At 65.1% G+C, this 15,352-nt stretch carries 13 protein-coding genes; 7 read left to right on the top strand and 6 right to left on the bottom strand.

The window, feature by feature from the left end:
• Positions 1-9: 9 nt before the first annotated feature.
• Together mnmC2 and BM002_RS08170 are read left to right on the top strand one after the other, a co-directional pair.
• A complete protein-coding gene (gene mnmC2, locus BM002_RS08175) occupies positions 10-663 on the top strand; it encodes a tRNA (5-methylaminomethyl-2-thiouridine)(34)-methyltransferase MnmC2 (RefSeq protein WP_092779363.1) in 654 nt (217 codons plus the stop codon).
• Positions 660-1,517 (top strand): DMT family transporter, encoded by an 858-nt coding sequence (locus BM002_RS08170; RefSeq protein WP_092779361.1) that lies wholly within the window; start codon positions 660-662, stop codon positions 1,515-1,517. The genes mnmC2 and BM002_RS08170 overlap by 4 nt, the downstream gene beginning before the upstream one ends.
• Before the next feature lie 305 nt (positions 1,518-1,822).
• Here the strand turns inward: BM002_RS08170 and BM002_RS08165 are convergent, their stop codons facing one another.
• Positions 1,823-3,817 (bottom strand): transglycosylase SLT domain-containing protein, encoded by a 1,995-nt coding sequence (locus BM002_RS08165; protein WP_139212313.1) that lies wholly within the window; start codon positions 3,815-3,817, stop codon positions 1,823-1,825.
• A 148-nt stretch (positions 3,818-3,965) separates the two neighbouring features.
• Between BM002_RS08165 and dapA the strand changes: the two genes are divergently transcribed.
• Genes dapA through BM002_RS08145 form a run of 4 tightly spaced genes read left to right on the top strand, consistent with a single transcriptional unit; the run spans position 3,966 to position 7,662 of the window.
• Positions 3,966-4,838, top strand: coding sequence for a 4-hydroxy-tetrahydrodipicolinate synthase (dapA, locus tag BM002_RS08160; RefSeq protein ID WP_092779357.1), 873 nt, complete (start codon positions 3,966-3,968; stop codon positions 4,836-4,838).
• Positions 4,839-4,843: 5 nt separating this feature from the next.
• On the top strand, positions 4,844-6,010 hold the full coding sequence (locus tag BM002_RS08155; RefSeq protein WP_092779355.1) for an MFS transporter: 1,167 nt from the start codon (positions 4,844-4,846) through the stop codon (positions 6,008-6,010).
• A 9-nt stretch (positions 6,011-6,019) separates the two neighbouring features.
• Positions 6,020-6,496 (top strand): SsrA-binding protein SmpB, encoded by a 477-nt coding sequence (gene smpB / locus BM002_RS08150; RefSeq protein ID WP_092780491.1) that lies wholly within the window; start codon positions 6,020-6,022, stop codon positions 6,494-6,496.
• A 23-nt stretch (positions 6,497-6,519) separates the two neighbouring features.
• Positions 6,520-7,662, top strand: a complete 1,143-nt coding sequence (locus BM002_RS08145) for an MFS transporter (protein ID WP_092779353.1) — start codon at positions 6,520-6,522, stop codon at positions 7,660-7,662.
• Here the strand turns inward: BM002_RS08145 and BM002_RS08140 are convergent.
• From BM002_RS08140 to truA, 5 genes are all read right to left on the bottom strand, one after another.
• Positions 7,625-8,806: an alpha-hydroxy acid oxidase gene (locus BM002_RS08140; RefSeq protein ID WP_092779351.1), complete on the bottom strand. Its 1,182-nt coding sequence runs from the start codon at positions 8,804-8,806 to the stop codon at positions 7,625-7,627. The genes BM002_RS08145 and BM002_RS08140 overlap by 38 nt on opposite strands.
• Before the next feature lie 566 nt (positions 8,807-9,372).
• Positions 9,373-10,803 carry a T6SS phospholipase effector Tle1-like catalytic domain-containing protein gene (locus BM002_RS08135; RefSeq protein ID WP_092779349.1) on the bottom strand — a complete coding sequence of 477 codons (1,431 nt, stop codon included), beginning with the start codon at positions 10,801-10,803 and terminating at the stop codon, positions 9,373-9,375.
• A 6-nt stretch (positions 10,804-10,809) separates the two neighbouring features.
• The gene (locus tag BM002_RS08130) at positions 10,810-11,352 is read right to left on the bottom strand and encodes a hypothetical protein (RefSeq protein WP_092779347.1); all 543 of its coding nucleotides are present in this window, start codon (positions 11,350-11,352) and stop codon (positions 10,810-10,812) included.
• A complete protein-coding gene (locus tag BM002_RS08125) occupies positions 11,349-12,431 on the bottom strand; it encodes a DUF4123 domain-containing protein (RefSeq protein WP_092779345.1) in 1,083 nt (360 codons plus the stop codon). The genes BM002_RS08130 and BM002_RS08125 overlap by 4 nt, the downstream gene beginning before the upstream one ends.
• Positions 12,432-13,028: 597 nt before the next feature.
• A complete protein-coding gene (gene truA / locus BM002_RS08120) occupies positions 13,029-13,811 on the bottom strand; it encodes a tRNA pseudouridine(38-40) synthase TruA (protein WP_092779343.1) in 783 nt (260 codons plus the stop codon).
• A gap of 134 nt (positions 13,812-13,945) precedes the next feature.
• On the opposite strand from truA, the gene BM002_RS08115 reads away from it, so the two are divergent.
• Entirely contained in the window at positions 13,946-15,343 is a 1,398-nt protein-coding gene (locus BM002_RS08115) for a YcjX family GTP-binding protein (RefSeq protein WP_092779341.1), read from the top strand.
• The last annotated feature ends 9 nt before the right edge of the window (positions 15,344-15,352 follow it).

Here is a 15,352-nt window from a genome sequence, read left to right as displayed (position 1 = left end):
GGGCACGGTATGGACGACGAAAACCTCTCATCCGATCTGGAGTGGCGCGACGGGACACCGATCGCGACGCGGTTCGACGATCCGTATTTCTCGCTCGACGATGGCGTGGCGGAAACGCGGCACGTGTTTCTGGACGGCAACGACCTGCCCGGGCGCCTGCGGGACGGGTTTCATATCGCCGAACTGGGCTTTGGCACCGGGCTCAACGCGCTGGTCACGGCGCAGGCCTGGGCCGGTCCGGGCCGCCTCCGCTTCACCTCGTTCGAGGCCTATCCATTGGGGCGCGACGACATGGCCCGCGCGCTCTCTGCCTTTCCCGACCTGCCGTCCGAGGCCTTGCTGGATCACTGGCCGGCCATGCGGATCGACCTGCCGGGCATGGACCTGACCATCGTCCCGGGCGATGCCCGTGCGACCTTGCCGACCTGGGACGGCAGCGCCGACGCCTGGTTCCTCGACGGCTTCTCGCCCGCCAGGAACCCCGAACTCTGGGACGCCGCCCTGATGGCCGAGGTCGCGCAGCACACCGCCCCGGGCGGCACCTTCGCCACATATACGGCAGCGGGCCACGTCCGCCGCGCCCTGCAAGACGCGGGCTTCACGGTCGAGCGCGTGCCAGGCCATGGCCGCAAACGACACATGACACGGGGGCGGCTGACATGACTGGCGATCGTCTGGGCATCTGGCTGATGGTCGCGACGACCCTGGTCTTCGCCATTCAGGACGGCTTCTCGCGGCACCTGGCGGGGGAATACAACGTCCTGATGGTGGTGATGATCCGCTACTGGTTTTTCGCGGCCTTCGTGATGACCATCGCGTCGCGCAAGGCGGGGGGACTCCGGGCGGCTGCGGCCACCTCGCAACCGCTGGTTCAGGCGTTCCGGGGCCTGCTGCTGGCCACCGAAATCTGCGTCATGGTCGGGGGCTTTGTTCTTCTGGGGCTGGTCGAAAGCCACGCCATCTTCGCCGCCTATCCCCTTCTGGTCGCAGCGCTGTCCGGTCCTGTCCTGGGCGAAAAGGTGGGCTGGCGGCGCTGGCTCGCCATCGCCGTGGGCTTCGTCGGGGTGCTGGTGATCCTGCAACCCGGCGTGTCGGTCTTCGCCCCGGCGGCCCTTCTGCCGCTGACGGCGGCACTGATGTTCGCGCTCTACGGATTGCTCACCCGCTACGTCGCCCGCAAGGACACGGCGGCGACCAGCTTCTTCTGGACCGGCACCATGGGCGCCATCGCCATGACCGCCGTGGGCATCTGGTTCTGGGAACCCATGAGCCCGCCCGACTGGGGCTGGATGGCCGCGCTCTGCGTGTCGGGCGCGCTTGGCCACTGGCTGCTGATCCGCTGCTACGAGGTCGCCGAGGCCAGCACCGTGCAACCCTTCGCCTACCTGCAACTGGTCTTCGCCTCGCTCATCGGCGTGACCGTGTTCGGCGAAGCGCTCGAAACACACGTCCTCCTGGGCGGTGCCATCGTCTGCGCCGCGGGCCTCTTCACCCTCTGGCGCGCCCGGAAGGCCTGAGGGTCGGGGCGGGTTGCCGATCAGACCGGCGCCTTCGGCTTGATTCCGGTCCGGGGTGTTTTTCGAGAGAGTGGCATCTAATAAGCAGATAAACGAATTCGGCGTAATTTGCAGCTTCATTCCGGTATGATTAAAAGTTGTGAGATTGATATCAGGCGGAGAGACGTTCCTTGATGCATATTCTTATACGCAACGGTTCTTGATCATGGCACCACGGCAAGGAATGCCATTGAAATGTACATCTTGCGGGTGGCGAACTTCTCGAAGACTGGAAAAAGCCAATCGTTGATATTGCCCCGTAGTTCTCAATTCCCCCGCGTCGCCCCGACGGTCGGCGGTGCAAGCTCCCCGTAGCCTTCTCGCAGCCAGCGGGTCAGGGGGACGCGGTCTGGGACGCCGTTCAAGCGGGCGTGATAGGGCAGCAGGCTTTCGGACACGCGCATGATGTAGTTGCGGGTCTCGGCGAAGGGGACGTCCTCGATCCAGTCGATCACATCGACCGAAGCACTGCGCGGATCGCCCAGTTCCGAGGACCAGCGGCGCGCGCGCGACGGGCCCGCATTGTAGGCGGCGGGGACGAGGATGGGCGAATAGCCGAATTCCAGTTCCAGCTCGCCCAGATAGGCAGTGCCGAGGCGCGCATTGTAAAGCGGATCGGTCGTCAGCGCCGACTGGCGGTAATCCAACCCGATCAGCTCCGACATCTCGCGCGCGGTGCCGGGCATCAGCTGCATCAACCCGGCGGCCCCGGCCCCCGAGACCACGACGGGGTCGAATTCGCTTTCGCGGCGGGCGATGGCCAGCGCCAGCTCGGGGGCCACCGGGCTGTCGAGGCGAGCAAGGTCGGTCACGGGGAAATAGCCCCGGTGCAGTTCGTGCCCGTATTGCGCGGCGCGCTTGGCGATCAGCAGGGCGATATGCGGGTCGTCCAGATCGTCGAGCGCCACGTCGATCAACGTGCCGATATCGGTCCGGGGCAATTCCTCGGCCATGTGGGTGAGGAAGCGTTCGGCCAGGCTCCGCTCGCCCATCCCGGCCAGAAGGCGGGCGGCGGCCAGCGCGGTGCTGTCGCGGAACGACGCCTCGGCCAGGGGCGGGAAGGCTTCGGTGCCCGCCATCAACGGATCGGGCGGCAGGCCGGCGCGTTCGGCGGCAAGCTGGCCATAGAAGCTGGTCTGATAGCGCGCGCCCATGGCATAGGCCTCGGCGGCCTTGGCGGTCTCGCCTGCCGCTTCCCAGGCCCGACCCAGCCAGTACCCCGCCCGCCCCTTCGAGATGGGCGAAGCGACATTGGCGTCGAAGGCCAGGAAATGCTCGGCGGCCTGCCCGGGGTCGTTCATGAAGCGCAGCGCCATATACCCCGCCAGCCACTCCAGACCTGCCGTGTCCTCGTTGCCCCCGATCAGGTGGTGGTTCGCCGCCACGCGGTATCCGGCGGCGACATTGCCATCCTGCATCAGGCCGCGTGCCAGCCGCTCGCGGTGCTGTCCCCAGGCTTCGGGGTTGGCCAGCGTGTCCGCACTCTCGTCATAGTCGAACAGGATCGTCAGTGCATCCGCCGTCCGCCCCTTGTTCAGCCGCCAGCGAAACCGCTCATAGGCCAGCCCCGGATGGTCGCGCAGATCGGCCGGCACCGCCTCGATCAGGGCATCGACCCCGTCGCGATCTTCCCGCAGGGCGATGCGCGCGCGGCCCAGGTCGGCCTCGGGCCCTTCCAGCCGGTCCAGCACCCGCTCCGCCGACTGGATATCGCCGGACCAGATCATCGCATCCAGCCGCGCGCCGTCGAACGGGGGCAGGATCGGGCCGAAGACCTCGAGGAACCCCGCCTCGCTCGACGCGGGCATCGGCATCGTCAACCAAGCGTCGATGGCGGTGATCTCGGCCTCGGTCTCGCGGCCCAGGGCGCGATAGGCGATGGCCAGCAGCAGCGCGCCCTTCGACGTTTGCGGCGCGTCTTCGGCAAAGAACGCGACGACATCTGCGGGCGGTATGGTGACCGGAATGTCCAGTTCGACCCGCGCCCGCAACAACTCGAGCCCGGGCCAATCGCCGTTGCGCGCCAGAAACGCCTGACCCTCGCGGAAGGTGCCAAGCCGATTGCGCAGCAGGTGCCACAGCAGAACGTCGCGGGCCACCGGGTCGGTGATCCGCGTCATCGCCTCGCGCGCCGCCGCCTCGTCGCCCGCGCGCAGTTCCGCCAGCCCCGTTTCCAGCGCCGCATTCGCCGCCGCCGGTGCGGGCAGCAGCGGGGCGAGCAAGCCAAGGGCCACACAGCCCGCAACAAGAAATCTCTGCATCATGACCCCAACATAGGGCGAACTTCTCCGTGTCGCACCTTTATCTCTCTCATTAGCAGTGATGTGATTCATCACAAACCATCGGCTTGCCGCCCTGACCGCCTGCGGCTAGTTTCCGCGCGATCTCGGCCAACAGGAGGACGCACCGATGTTCAAAGGCTCCATGCCCGCACTGGTCACCCCCCTGAAGGACGGCGCGGTCGATTTCGACGCGCTGAACGCTCTGGTCGACTGGCAGATCGCCGAAGGCTCCCACGGGCTGGTTCCCGTGGGCACCACCGGCGAAAGCCCCACGCTCACCCATGCCGAGCACGAGGCCGTCATCAAGGCCGTCGTCACCCGCGCCGCGGGCCGCGTGCCCGTCATCGCCGGGGCAGGGTCCAACAACACCGCCGAGGCGCTGCGCTTCGTGCAATTCGCCAAGGACGTGGGCGCCGACGCGGCCCTCGTCGTCACGCCCTATTACAACAAGCCGACGCAGGCGGGGCTGATCGCCCATTTCACGGTGCTGGCCCAGGTCGGCATCCCGATCATCATCTACAACATCCCGGGCCGCTCGGTCGTCGACATGTCGCCTGCCACCATGGGCGAGCTGGCCAAGCTACCCAATATCGTCGGCGTCAAGGATGCCACCGGCGACTTGGCCCGGGTCAGCGCGCAACGCCTGACCTGCGGCAAGGATTTCGTGCAGCTCTCGGGCGAGGATGCGACGGCCCATGGCTTCAACGCCCAGGGCGGCACCGGCTGCATTTCCGTCACCTGCAACGTCGCCCCCCGCCTGCTCAGCCAGATGCAGGAGGCGACGCTGGCGGGCGATTATGCCACCGCCCTCGACATCCAGGACCGGCTGATGCCCCTGCATCAGGCCATCTTCGCCGAGCCGGGCCTTGTCGGCGCGAAATACGCCCTGTCGCTTCTGGGCCGCTGCACCGAGGAGGTGCGCCTGCCGCTCACCCCCGCGACCGAGGGCACCAAGGCCCGCATCGCCGACGCCATGCGCCATGCCGGCCTGCTGAATTGAGTGGCATGCCCCGGGGCCTGATCTGGGTCTTCTCGGGGGCGAACTTCGTGATCGGGATGGGCGCCTTCCTCGTGATCGGCGCGCTCGGGCCGCTGGCCCGCGACCTGTCGCTCACCCCGTCGCAGGCGGGCTGGGTCCTGACCACCTATGCGCTGGCCTATGCGCCGCTGTCGCCGCTGCTGGTGTCGGCGACGGGCGGCATCGGGCGGCGGCGGGTCATGGTCTTCGGCATGGGGCTCTTCGCGCTGGCGGCCCTTGCCTCGGCGCTCGCCCCGACGCCGGGCTGGCTTTTCGCGGCGCGGGTTCTGGCGGCGGCGGGGGCGGGCATGACCACGCCCGTGATCGCCGCTGTCGCCGCAGGCCTCGCCGCGCCCGAACAGCGCGGCAAGGTCCTGTCGCTGGTCTTTCTGGGCCTCACCATCGCACAGGTTCTGGGCGTCCCCGCCGGCAGCTGGATCGCCTATACCTACGGCTGGCGTGCGGCCTTCGGGCTGGTGGCGGCGCTGGCCGTCGCCTTCACGGCGGTGATGTGGATGCGGGTGCCTGCGGGGCTGACGTTCCAGCCGGTCCGCCTGCGCGACCTGTCCTCGGTGCTGGTCAACGGGCCGCTGATGCTGGCCATCACCTTCACCGCCGTTTTCCTCGGTGCGATCTACATCCCCTTCACCTACCTCGCCCCCCTGCTCGAAGGCCGGATGGGCCTCAGCCGGGATGGCGTCACCGCTGCCCTTGTCGTCTGTGGCCTCGGGGCCGTCGCAGGCAACCTGGTGGGCGGGTGGGTGGCTGACCGTCTGGGGCCGCTGCGCACCATTCTGGCGCTTGCCTGCCTGCAAGTGGCGATCATGCCGATCCTGTCGCTGCTGCCCTTGCCCCTCGGGCTTGCCATGGGGCTGTTTTTTGTCTGGAACGCCTGCGGCTACGGCTTCACGGCGGGGCAGCAGATGCGGCTCGTCTCGCTGGCCGGGCCGCAGGCGCCGGTGGCGCTGGCCCTGAATGCCGCCTGCATCTACGTCGGCGCGGCCATCGGGTCGGTGATTGGCGGGCTGGTGGTCGCGGATCCGGGACTGTGGGCCCTGGGGCTGGCTGGCGGGGCCTGCGCGCTGGTGGCGGTCGGGTGGATAATCGCCTCCGGCAAGGTCTCCCCCGTGGACAGACCGCCCGCCCGCACTTAAGTGCAGGCCATGGCAAAGGACGACAAAGACAAGAACTACAAGGTCATCGCCGAGAACCGGCGGGCACGGTACGATTACGCGATCGAGGACGATATCGAATGCGGCATCATGCTCGAAGGCTCCGAGGTGAAATCCCTCCGGCAGGGCGGTTCCAACATCGCCGAAAGCTATGCCGAGGTGAAGGAGGGCGAGCTGTGGCTGGTAAACGGCTATATCGCCCCCTATGCCCAGGCCAAGACCTTCGGGCACGAGGAACGCCGCCGCCGCAAGCTGCTGGTGTCGCGGCGTGAACTGTCACGCCTATGGAACGCCACCGCGCGCGAGGGATATACCATCGTGCCGCTGGTCATGTATTTCAACCACCGCGGGATCGTGAAGCTCAAGATCGGCGTCGGCAAGGGCAAGAAGAACAACGACAAGCGCGAGGCCACGGCCAAGCGCGACTGGCAGCGTCAGAAGGCGCGCCTGATGAAGGATCACGGCTAGGATCCGCGGCGAAAGGGTCGTCCATGTCCATCCTCTCCGCCCTAGCGCTCAGCCGGGCGCCCGTCGCGGCTTTCATGGCCGTGGGCCTGACCTGGGGCTGCATCGCGGCCATGGCGCCGGTGCTCAAGGCGCGGATCGGCGCGGACGATGCGACCTATGGCTTGCTGCTGCTGGCCACCGCGATCGGCCTGTCGTTCACGCTCTACCTCGCCCCCCGGTGGGACCGTCGGATGGGCGCGCTGGCCCTGCCGCTCGGGACGGCGATGCTGGGGTTCGCCGCGATGCTGCCCGCCGTGGCGGTGACGATGCCGGTGTTCTTCGCCATTCTCTGCGTCCTTGGCATGGTGTCGGGCCTCACGGACGTCGTCATGAACGCCCGCGTCTCCGAGGTGGAGGCCCGGACCGGCCGCAGCCTGATGAACGTGAACCACGCCATGTTCTCGGTCGCCTACGCCATCTCGGCCCTGCTGACCGGTGCGCTGCGCGAAGCGGGCTTCGGCCCCGAGGTGATCTTTCCGCTGACCGGCCTGCTCGTCCTCGCCACCGCACCCTTCCAGCGGATGGAGGTCACGCCCCACGACGACACCACCGGCCCGGTCAGCCGCCTTCCCGTGGCCTTGGTGGCCCTCTGCGGCGGCATCGTCCTCATCGCTTTCATGGCCGAGGCCACGGTCGAGGCCTGGTCCGCCCTCCACATCGAACGCACCCTGTCGGGCGGCGCGGCCGAAGGCGCCTTCGGCCCCGCGATGCTCGGCATGACCATGGCCCTCGGGCGTTTCTCGGGGCAAGCCGTCGCCGCACGGCTCAGCGAATTGGGCGTCATCCGCCTGGCCACCTCCTTCGCCATCCTGGGGGTCCTGATCGCCGCCGCCGCGCCCACGCCGCTGGTGGCCTACGCGGGCTTCGGCCTCATGGGCTTGGGCATCTCGGTCATCGGCCCCATGGGGCTGGCGCTTGCCGGTCGCCTTTCGGCCCCACGCCAACGCACCGCCGTCATCGCCCGCGTCGCGATCATCGGCTTCCTGGGATTCTTCTTCGCGCCCGCCCTCATGGGCCTCGGGGCGCAGGTCATGGGCCTTCGGTGGGCCTTCGCCTGCGTCGCCCTCATCCTCGTGATGATCTGGCCGCTCAGCTATTTCGCAAAGGCGCAGCCCAGGCGTCCCTGAAGTCCTTGGGCACCAGCAGGTTGTGCGGCCCCAGGTCGTGGATGTTCCGCTCTCCGCAGAGCGCCATCGTCACGTCCAGCTCCTTGTGGATCACGTCGAGCGTGTGCTTCACACCCTCCTGACCCATGGCCCCCAGACCATAGATGAACGCGCGTCCGATATAGGTCCCCTTCGCCCCCAGGGCCATCGCCTTGAGGACGTCCTGACCCGACCGGATGCCACCGTCCATGTGGACCTCGACCTGCGATCCCACGGCGTCCACGATCTCGGGCAGCATGCGGATCGACGACAAGGCGCCGTCCAGCTGTCGCCCGCCGTGGTTCGACACGATGATCGCATCGGCCCCGACCTGCAAAGCCATCCGCGCATCCTCGGCATCGAGGATCCCCTTCAGGATCAGCTTGCCGCCCCACTTCTCCTTGATCCGGCGCACCTTGTCCCAGTCGAGCTTCGGGTCGAACTGCTCCGCCGTCCAACTCGACAGCGAGGACGTATCCGACACCCCCTTCGCATGGCCGACGATATTGCCGAACGTCCGCCGCGTCGTCTTGGACATCTGCAATCCCCAACCCACCTTCGTCATCAGGTTGGCGATCGTCGCGGGGGTCAGCTTCGGCGGGGCCGACAACCCGTTCTTGAGGTCCTTGTGCCGCTGCCCCAGGATCTGCAGATCCAGCGTCAGGACAAGCGCGTCGCAGCCCGCCGCCTTGGCCCGCCCGATCAGGTTGTCGACGAACTCTTCGTCCTTCATCACGTAAAGCTGGAACCAGAACGGCTTCTTCGTCCGCTTGGCCACATCCTCGATGGAACAGATCGACATGGTCGACAGGGTGAAGGGCACGCCGAAGGCCTCCGCCGCCTTCGCGGCCAGGATCTCCCCGTCCGCATGCTGCATCCCGGTCAGGCCCACGGGGGCCAGCGCCACCGGCATCGCCACATCCCGCCCGACCATCTGGGTCGCAACCGACCGGCCCGTCATGTCCACCGCCACCCGCTGACGCAGGCGGATCTTGTCGAAATCGGTCTCGTTCTCGCGGAAGGTCTGCTCGGTCCAGCTGCCCGACTGGCAGTAGTCATAGAACATCTTCGGCACCCGCCGCTTGTAGATGCGATGCAGATCGTCGACGTTGGTGATGACGGGCATGGGCGCGGACTCCGGCAAATTGGTAAGTCTTTCTAACCAGTCCTTCGCCTTCCGGCAATCACCGATCCATCGCCGTGGCGTCCCGCCCCGAACGGCGGTGAAAGGGCACGGGGGACCTAACGTCGCACTTGTCGCTCAAGAGCGTACAGTCTGCTTTGCGGACAGAACGGTCAAAAAACGGTCCTTTTGGTGATCTTGGCCCCAAACTTGATTACCCAACGATACACGCTTGGACGATCGACAGTTAACCCCCCGCTCGGCCATCAGATCCACGATATCCTGATAGGACTCTGGATACTGCACGTAGCACCGGGCCGTGCAATGGGTGACATCACGTGGAGACCGATGGCGCTTGAACGGGGTTCTACGCGGCATGTTCAACCTCTGAACTCGAAAGCTGGCCGAGCCTTGCGACGAAGGCAACCGTCCCCTTCAACTCGCCCGACAGTCCGCGCAGGGTATCGGGAACGAACCGGTTGGCAGGATCTCCAAAGATTGAACGCGATGACATGCAATGAGGACGACTATTGAATGCGCGACGCCCTGAACGCGCCGGAGGCAAACTGCTAGTTGTTGGGGTCATTTGGATAGATCGTTCGTATCGTACCGTTCTGCGGGATCATGGGTCGCAGTTCGAGCGCGGTTCCGATCAATGTGTCGCTGATTGCGAAATGGGCTGAATGATGCGTGTACATTCGCCGCACCAAGACGGTCTCCGAACGCGTCAGAGGCTGGCGGTTCAGGACCTTGTTCTTCAGGAATCCCAGATCGCCCGGCACGTCATAGAGCGGTCCTGACGGGAGGGCGCTTCGCAACCCGGCATCATTGTCGAGGGCGAGCTGGTGCATCACGTGCAGGTAGACGCGGGCCAACCGGTGATCGTGGAAGGCGGAACGATCGAGGATTATGTGGTAACCCCAATCGTCCGAGATCGGCTGCTTGATGTAACAGTTGTCAATCTCGCCGGGGAGGCACCAACCTTTCTCGACCAGTCTTTGCTTGCGTTCGATGTCTGCTGGGCTGAGCTCACCTGCTGTTTCGAGATGCTGGATCATGTCTTGGGGCGATGCCAAAGTAGGACCACGACCAGCCTCTAGCGCGATGATCGGCGCTTCGGGAAAATGTGCAGAATAACCTCCTCCCAGGTCGGAATGAGCGCCCGGTCCGATATATTCTTCGCGCGTTCCTTCGACGCCGCCTGTCAAGCGGTTGGGACGTGCCAGAATTGAATTGGCGCTGAAATTCAGGCGGAATTCGTCTCCTGCAAAAATGTTGACGACTTTTTCTGCGATGTCGTCGGTCAACCCAATTGCGGATCCGGCATAGTTATCGTCGTCAGCCACGGTGCCTGTCGATACGACGCAGTCGAATAGCCCGACAAAACGGATGCGAAGTTTTTCATGTGTGAAAAGCGGGCTGTAGAAGCTGCCAGGGCGCCGCGCGCCGACGTCTAGATTGCGGATGTCGTGCAGCAGGTTGACGAAATGGCGGGCGGCGGCCGCACCACGGCTGAAACCGAAGACGTCTAGGATCACTTCATCGATCTCGGCCGAGATCTGCGCGAGGCGCATCGAGATATGCTCTATCGTTCGCGCGACCCGCTGGTTCACACCAGTCCGACCGAGGCCCGTCGCGAAACCTATATTGCTGTCGCCACGGCCGGCCGTCGTCCCGATCCCGTCGACATAGAAGCTGTCATAAACGACGCACGGGCTGCCATCCTGGTTGCGCTCGCGCGCGGCGTCCTCCTCATTCTTGTATTCGTTGAACAGCTTCGCGATGTTCGATGCCTCATTGTCATAGCTCCCCGATGTCACCTGTCCTTTTGCACGCATGTCGATGCCGCTTAGGTAGTTCGTTTCGTTGTTCCCCGTGCCGTCAAAGAATACACCGTATTCCACCCGCACCACAGGACACCCACGCTCGACGTTCCCAAGTGCGCCGGCGTCCTGAAGGTCATCGGCTTCCGCCAGCAAGGGGTCATCTATGGTCGTCATTCTGGATCATTCCGAAACGCAGGAAGTGGGTGGAAGCGGCGCATTCATATTTTCCGGCGTTTCCCAGTTTTCCAGAGAGGCATGATACTGGATCGTCGCCTCGAAACCCGCGTCGGACCCCGGCGTGCGGACAGCACATTCGGCCAACACCAGGATCGGTTCGGCCCCTGCGGTTGGGCGGCTCGATATCTCGATTTCTCCGTTCCGCCCGACCGCCACCTCCAGATCGACGGTGTTCTGATATCGAGCCGCAAGTGAAAGAGGCAGCTCTATATCTGCCCGCCAACTCGCGCCAGTCCGATACTCTACCCAAGGGACCCTCAGGAAAACGGAGCCGTTCTCCACCGGTGGAGGCATACTGGTATCGACATTTCCATGCCCCAGAATGGACATCGGCGTTTCGTTCACCTCGATCGTTCCGAACATGATCGGCCATGCTCCCGGTTCCGCCGAACGGCCCTGAAAGTAGAGGCGGTCCGGGTAGAACCGACATCCCGTTACGAGGATCGCCGCGCAGAGAACGAAAAGCAGGGAGCGCAGGGAAATCATGCTCTTAGTTCACTCGATGTGCGGCTATGCCTTTGGGAGACGAAGACTTCCAAGGCTGCGATACGATCATGTTCAGGCGATCTCGACTGCAACACTTCGGCAATGCGGTTGTCCCGGTCGATAGGGGCAAGATCGATTCCATAGGTCAGCGACCATCCGCACAGTAGCATCAGGCTACGCATCTGCGAAAATCCCAATCCCTCGAAATGGGCCACGATCCCGGCAATCCGGCGATGCTGTTGTTCGGGCGGCCAGGCTGCCATCTCCGCAGGTCGGACCCGAAGCAGTTTTTCGACCAGAATCTCGATCTGCTCCAGACGTCGACCGACGCAGAGAACCTCCTTGTCGCGTTCCGTCAGTAAAGGCTCGCGTGGTAAAACTGCCGTTGGTATAGCCTCGTTGCGTCGCACGACGATGCATCTCGATCTACGGCTATCCACGAAGAGCATCGTCGGCTTGACCAATCCAGCCAGCATCTGCTCCGCAATTCCACCACGAGCCATCCCGTTCAGCGCAAGCGCGGCCAGGGAGCGACTTTCCCAGAACCTGAAGTAGATCCAGCGGTCGTGCCCATCTCTGACCCTCGTGAACTTGCGCAGGTGTCTGCGCACCTCTTCCAGCGATTCCAATGATTTCAGGAAGATACCAGGCTCTGCATCCCAGTGCTGGCTTGGTCCGTCACCTGCCGTGAAGAGGCTGCGTGTGAAGCTATGCCCTTCTTCGAGGCATACGATCCATGGCGCGACATCTCGCAACTCTTCGGCGGCGGTGCCTTGGAAAAGGCAGGCATGACCGAGGCCGGAGGTTTCCAGTATTTCGGGCAGGCCGGGCACCTTGGCCGCATCAAGAATGACATAGGTATGCAAGGGCAGGATCGCGCTGCCTATGGCCAGTTTGTCTTGCCCGAAGAGCGTGTCTTGGAGGGATGCGGGAACGGTCAACGGTGCGGCGACGCCAAACTGGTCGGTCAATGGCCTTACGCTCTCAATGATTTCAACCGTTAGAATAGGCGACGTATCGTTTTCCCTTGATCCGGACACCGCGTCGATCAGCCAGTAATCTTCCTCGTCATTTAGCATCAAATCCGCTCATTTAAGGTTCAAAACCATTCGTGCCATGTGGCCACAATAATCTGGTATTTCAGGCAAATGCACGGGCGATTTCGCGATCAGTCCTCGTACGCAGACGGTGCCGCCGACTTCACGCAGGCAAAGGGTGGGTTAATCAAGCTCAGGACTCACTGATTTGGCAGGGTCTACCAATAGTGGATGAGTGACCTAACCGGTCGTTTCTCCCACTGCGTGCCTACTCGACAGGATCGTTGGAGAGTCCTGTGACACAAACCGCGGCAAAACCAGTTTTGAGTTTTCACGTTTTTAGCTGCAACTTAACGACCGGACATTTGTGCGAAGTGCAGCATTAGGCAAAGTGGGCTCGAACCGGCCGTTCGCTGCATCACCCCAAGACGGCCTCACCCAAAATAACCGACCACAGAACACCGACGGAACGAGACCTGTGGGGATCAACCGACGCGGCCTTCCGCATGCCATCCTGAGGGTGAACACTTACCAAACCGTCAACGCGCGCCCCGTGTATGTACGGGAGGTGTACAGGGGGTGTACCGGGGGTGCCCCGGTTTTTCCCATGATTTCAGGTAGCTGACCACAGGTGCGGATTTATTCTGCCCGTGCGGCACCGAACGGATCGTCAGGGTATCCCACCCCCGTCAGGCACAGCCCGTCGGGCGGCGAAACCGGGCCGCACAGGGCACGGTCCCGCGCCTCCAGCGCATCGCGCACCCGGTCCGGCTCCCACGCGCCCGCCCCGACCCGCTCCAGCGTTCCCGCAATGCTACGCACCTGATTGTGCAGGAAACTTCTGGCGCGAAGGTGCATCCGGATATCTTGCCCGCCGGGATAGGGCGGGGCTTCGAAGGTGATCTCATCCAGCGTCTTCACCGGGCTTTTCGCCTGGCAGATCGACGCCCGGAAGGTCGTGAAATCATGCAGCCCGATCAGATGTGCGGCTCCCGCCCGCATGGCGTCGACGTCTAGCGGCCCCGGCACCCGCCAGGCCCGCCCTGCGTCGAGCGTCAAAGGCGCCCGTCTCGCCACAAACCGAAACGTATACCGCCGCTCCACTGCCGAAAACCGCGCGTGCCAATCGTCTGAAACCCTTGCACAATCCGTCACCGCGACAGGGGCGGGCTTCAGGTGCCAGTTGACCGCTTCGGACAGGCGGAAAGGGTCCCAGTCGCGGCTCATGTCGGCCTGCGCGACCTGTCCCGTGGCATGGACCCCCGCATCCGTCCGCCCTGCCGCCGCGATCGACGGCACCCCCGGATCAAGCCGCCGCAACGCCTCCTCCAGGCACTGCTGCACCGATGCCGGCCCATCCTGCCGCTGCCAGCCCGCAAAGGGCCGACCGTCGTATTCAATTTGGAGTGCATAGCGCGGCATGGACCGGTGATAGGATGGCCGAGGCAGGGGGGCCAGCCCCCCTGACCCCCCGGAGTATTTTCGAAGCAGAGAAGGGGGGCTCCTTTTCCTCGGGGCGCAACGTGCCTAGGTTCGCTTGAAACGAGGGGACGGCGATGATCGGACGGCTGGCGGATGCGGTGACACGCGGGGTGGGGGATGTCGCCGCCTCGGTGACCGATGTGTTCGATCCGACGTTGCGACTTGGGGTCACGGGCCTCAGCCGCGCGGGCAAGACGGTGTTCATCACGTCGTTGGTGGCCAACCTGATCGACCGGGGCCGTATGCCGGGCTTTTCGGCGAGCGACCGGATCGAGGCGGCCTTCCTGCAACCGCAGCCCGACGATACCGTGCCCCGCTTCGACTATGAGACGCATCTGGCGGCACTGACGGTGCGCGATCCGCATTGGCCCGATGGCACCCGCGCGGTGTCGGAGTTGCGGCTGTCGCTGAAGGTGCGGCCCGGCGGGTTGCTCGGCGGTTTGCGGGGCAGTCGGACGGTTCATCTGGATATCGTGGATTACCCGGGCGAATGGCTGCTGGACCTGGGGCTTATGGAGAAAAGCTATGACGATTGGTCAGCGCGGGCGCTGACCCGGCTGGCCAGTTGGGGGGCGACTGACTATGCCGCCGCGATGGCGGATGTCGATCCGGCGGCCAAGCTGGTTGAGCCCGTCGCACAGGCGCTCGCGCGCAGCTATACCGCCGCCTTGCAACAGGCGCGCGCGGCCGGGGCCTATGACCTGACGCCGGGGCGTTTCCTGCTGCCCGGGGAGTTGGAGGGAAGTCCGGTCCTGACCTTCGCGCCGCTGCCCCCGGGCGAGGCTCCGCGCGGGTCGCTGCGCCGTGAGATGGAGCGCCGGTTCGAGGCCTACAAACGCCAGGTCGTGCAGCCGTTCTTTCGCGACCACTTCGCCCGGCTCGACCGCCAGATCATCCTGCTCGACGTTCTCGGGGCAATCCGGCGCGGCCCGCGCGCGGTCGAGGAGATGCGCGCCGCCATGGCCGATATCCTGACCGCATTCCGGCCCGGGGCGCTCGGCTGGCTGATGCAGTTTCTGGGCGCGCGGCGGGTGGACCGCCTGCTGTTCGCGGCGACCAAGGCCGACCACCTGCACCACACGCAGCACGCCCGCCTGACCGCCATCCTGGAGGCGATGGTGCGCGATGCCCGGTCCCGCGCCGATTTCGCAGGCGCACAGACGCGTGCCATTTCCATGGCGGCCCTGCGTGCGACGGTCGAGGAGACGCGGACGCACAACGGTCAGGAGCTGCCGGTGGTGCGCGGTCGCCTGCTGGACGGCGGGCGCGAGGCGGCGCTGCATCCGGGCGACCTGCCCGAGGATCCGGGCCATATCCTGACGCCCGCGCGCCAGGGCGAGAGCGACTGGCTCGATGGAGACTACGACGTGATGGATTTCGCGCCGGCACCGCTGACCCTGCGGCCGGGGGACGGGCCGCCGCATATTCGACTGGACCGGGCGGCGGAGTTCCTGCTGGCGGACCGGCTCTAGTGCGGAGGG

It is taken from the genome of Jannaschia pohangensis (assembly GCF_900113875.1).
Lineage (GTDB): Bacteria > Pseudomonadota > Alphaproteobacteria > Rhodobacterales > Rhodobacteraceae > Jannaschia > Jannaschia pohangensis.
Note: the sequence above shows the minus strand (reverse complement) of the source record. Positions and strands in the feature narration are given on the sequence as shown.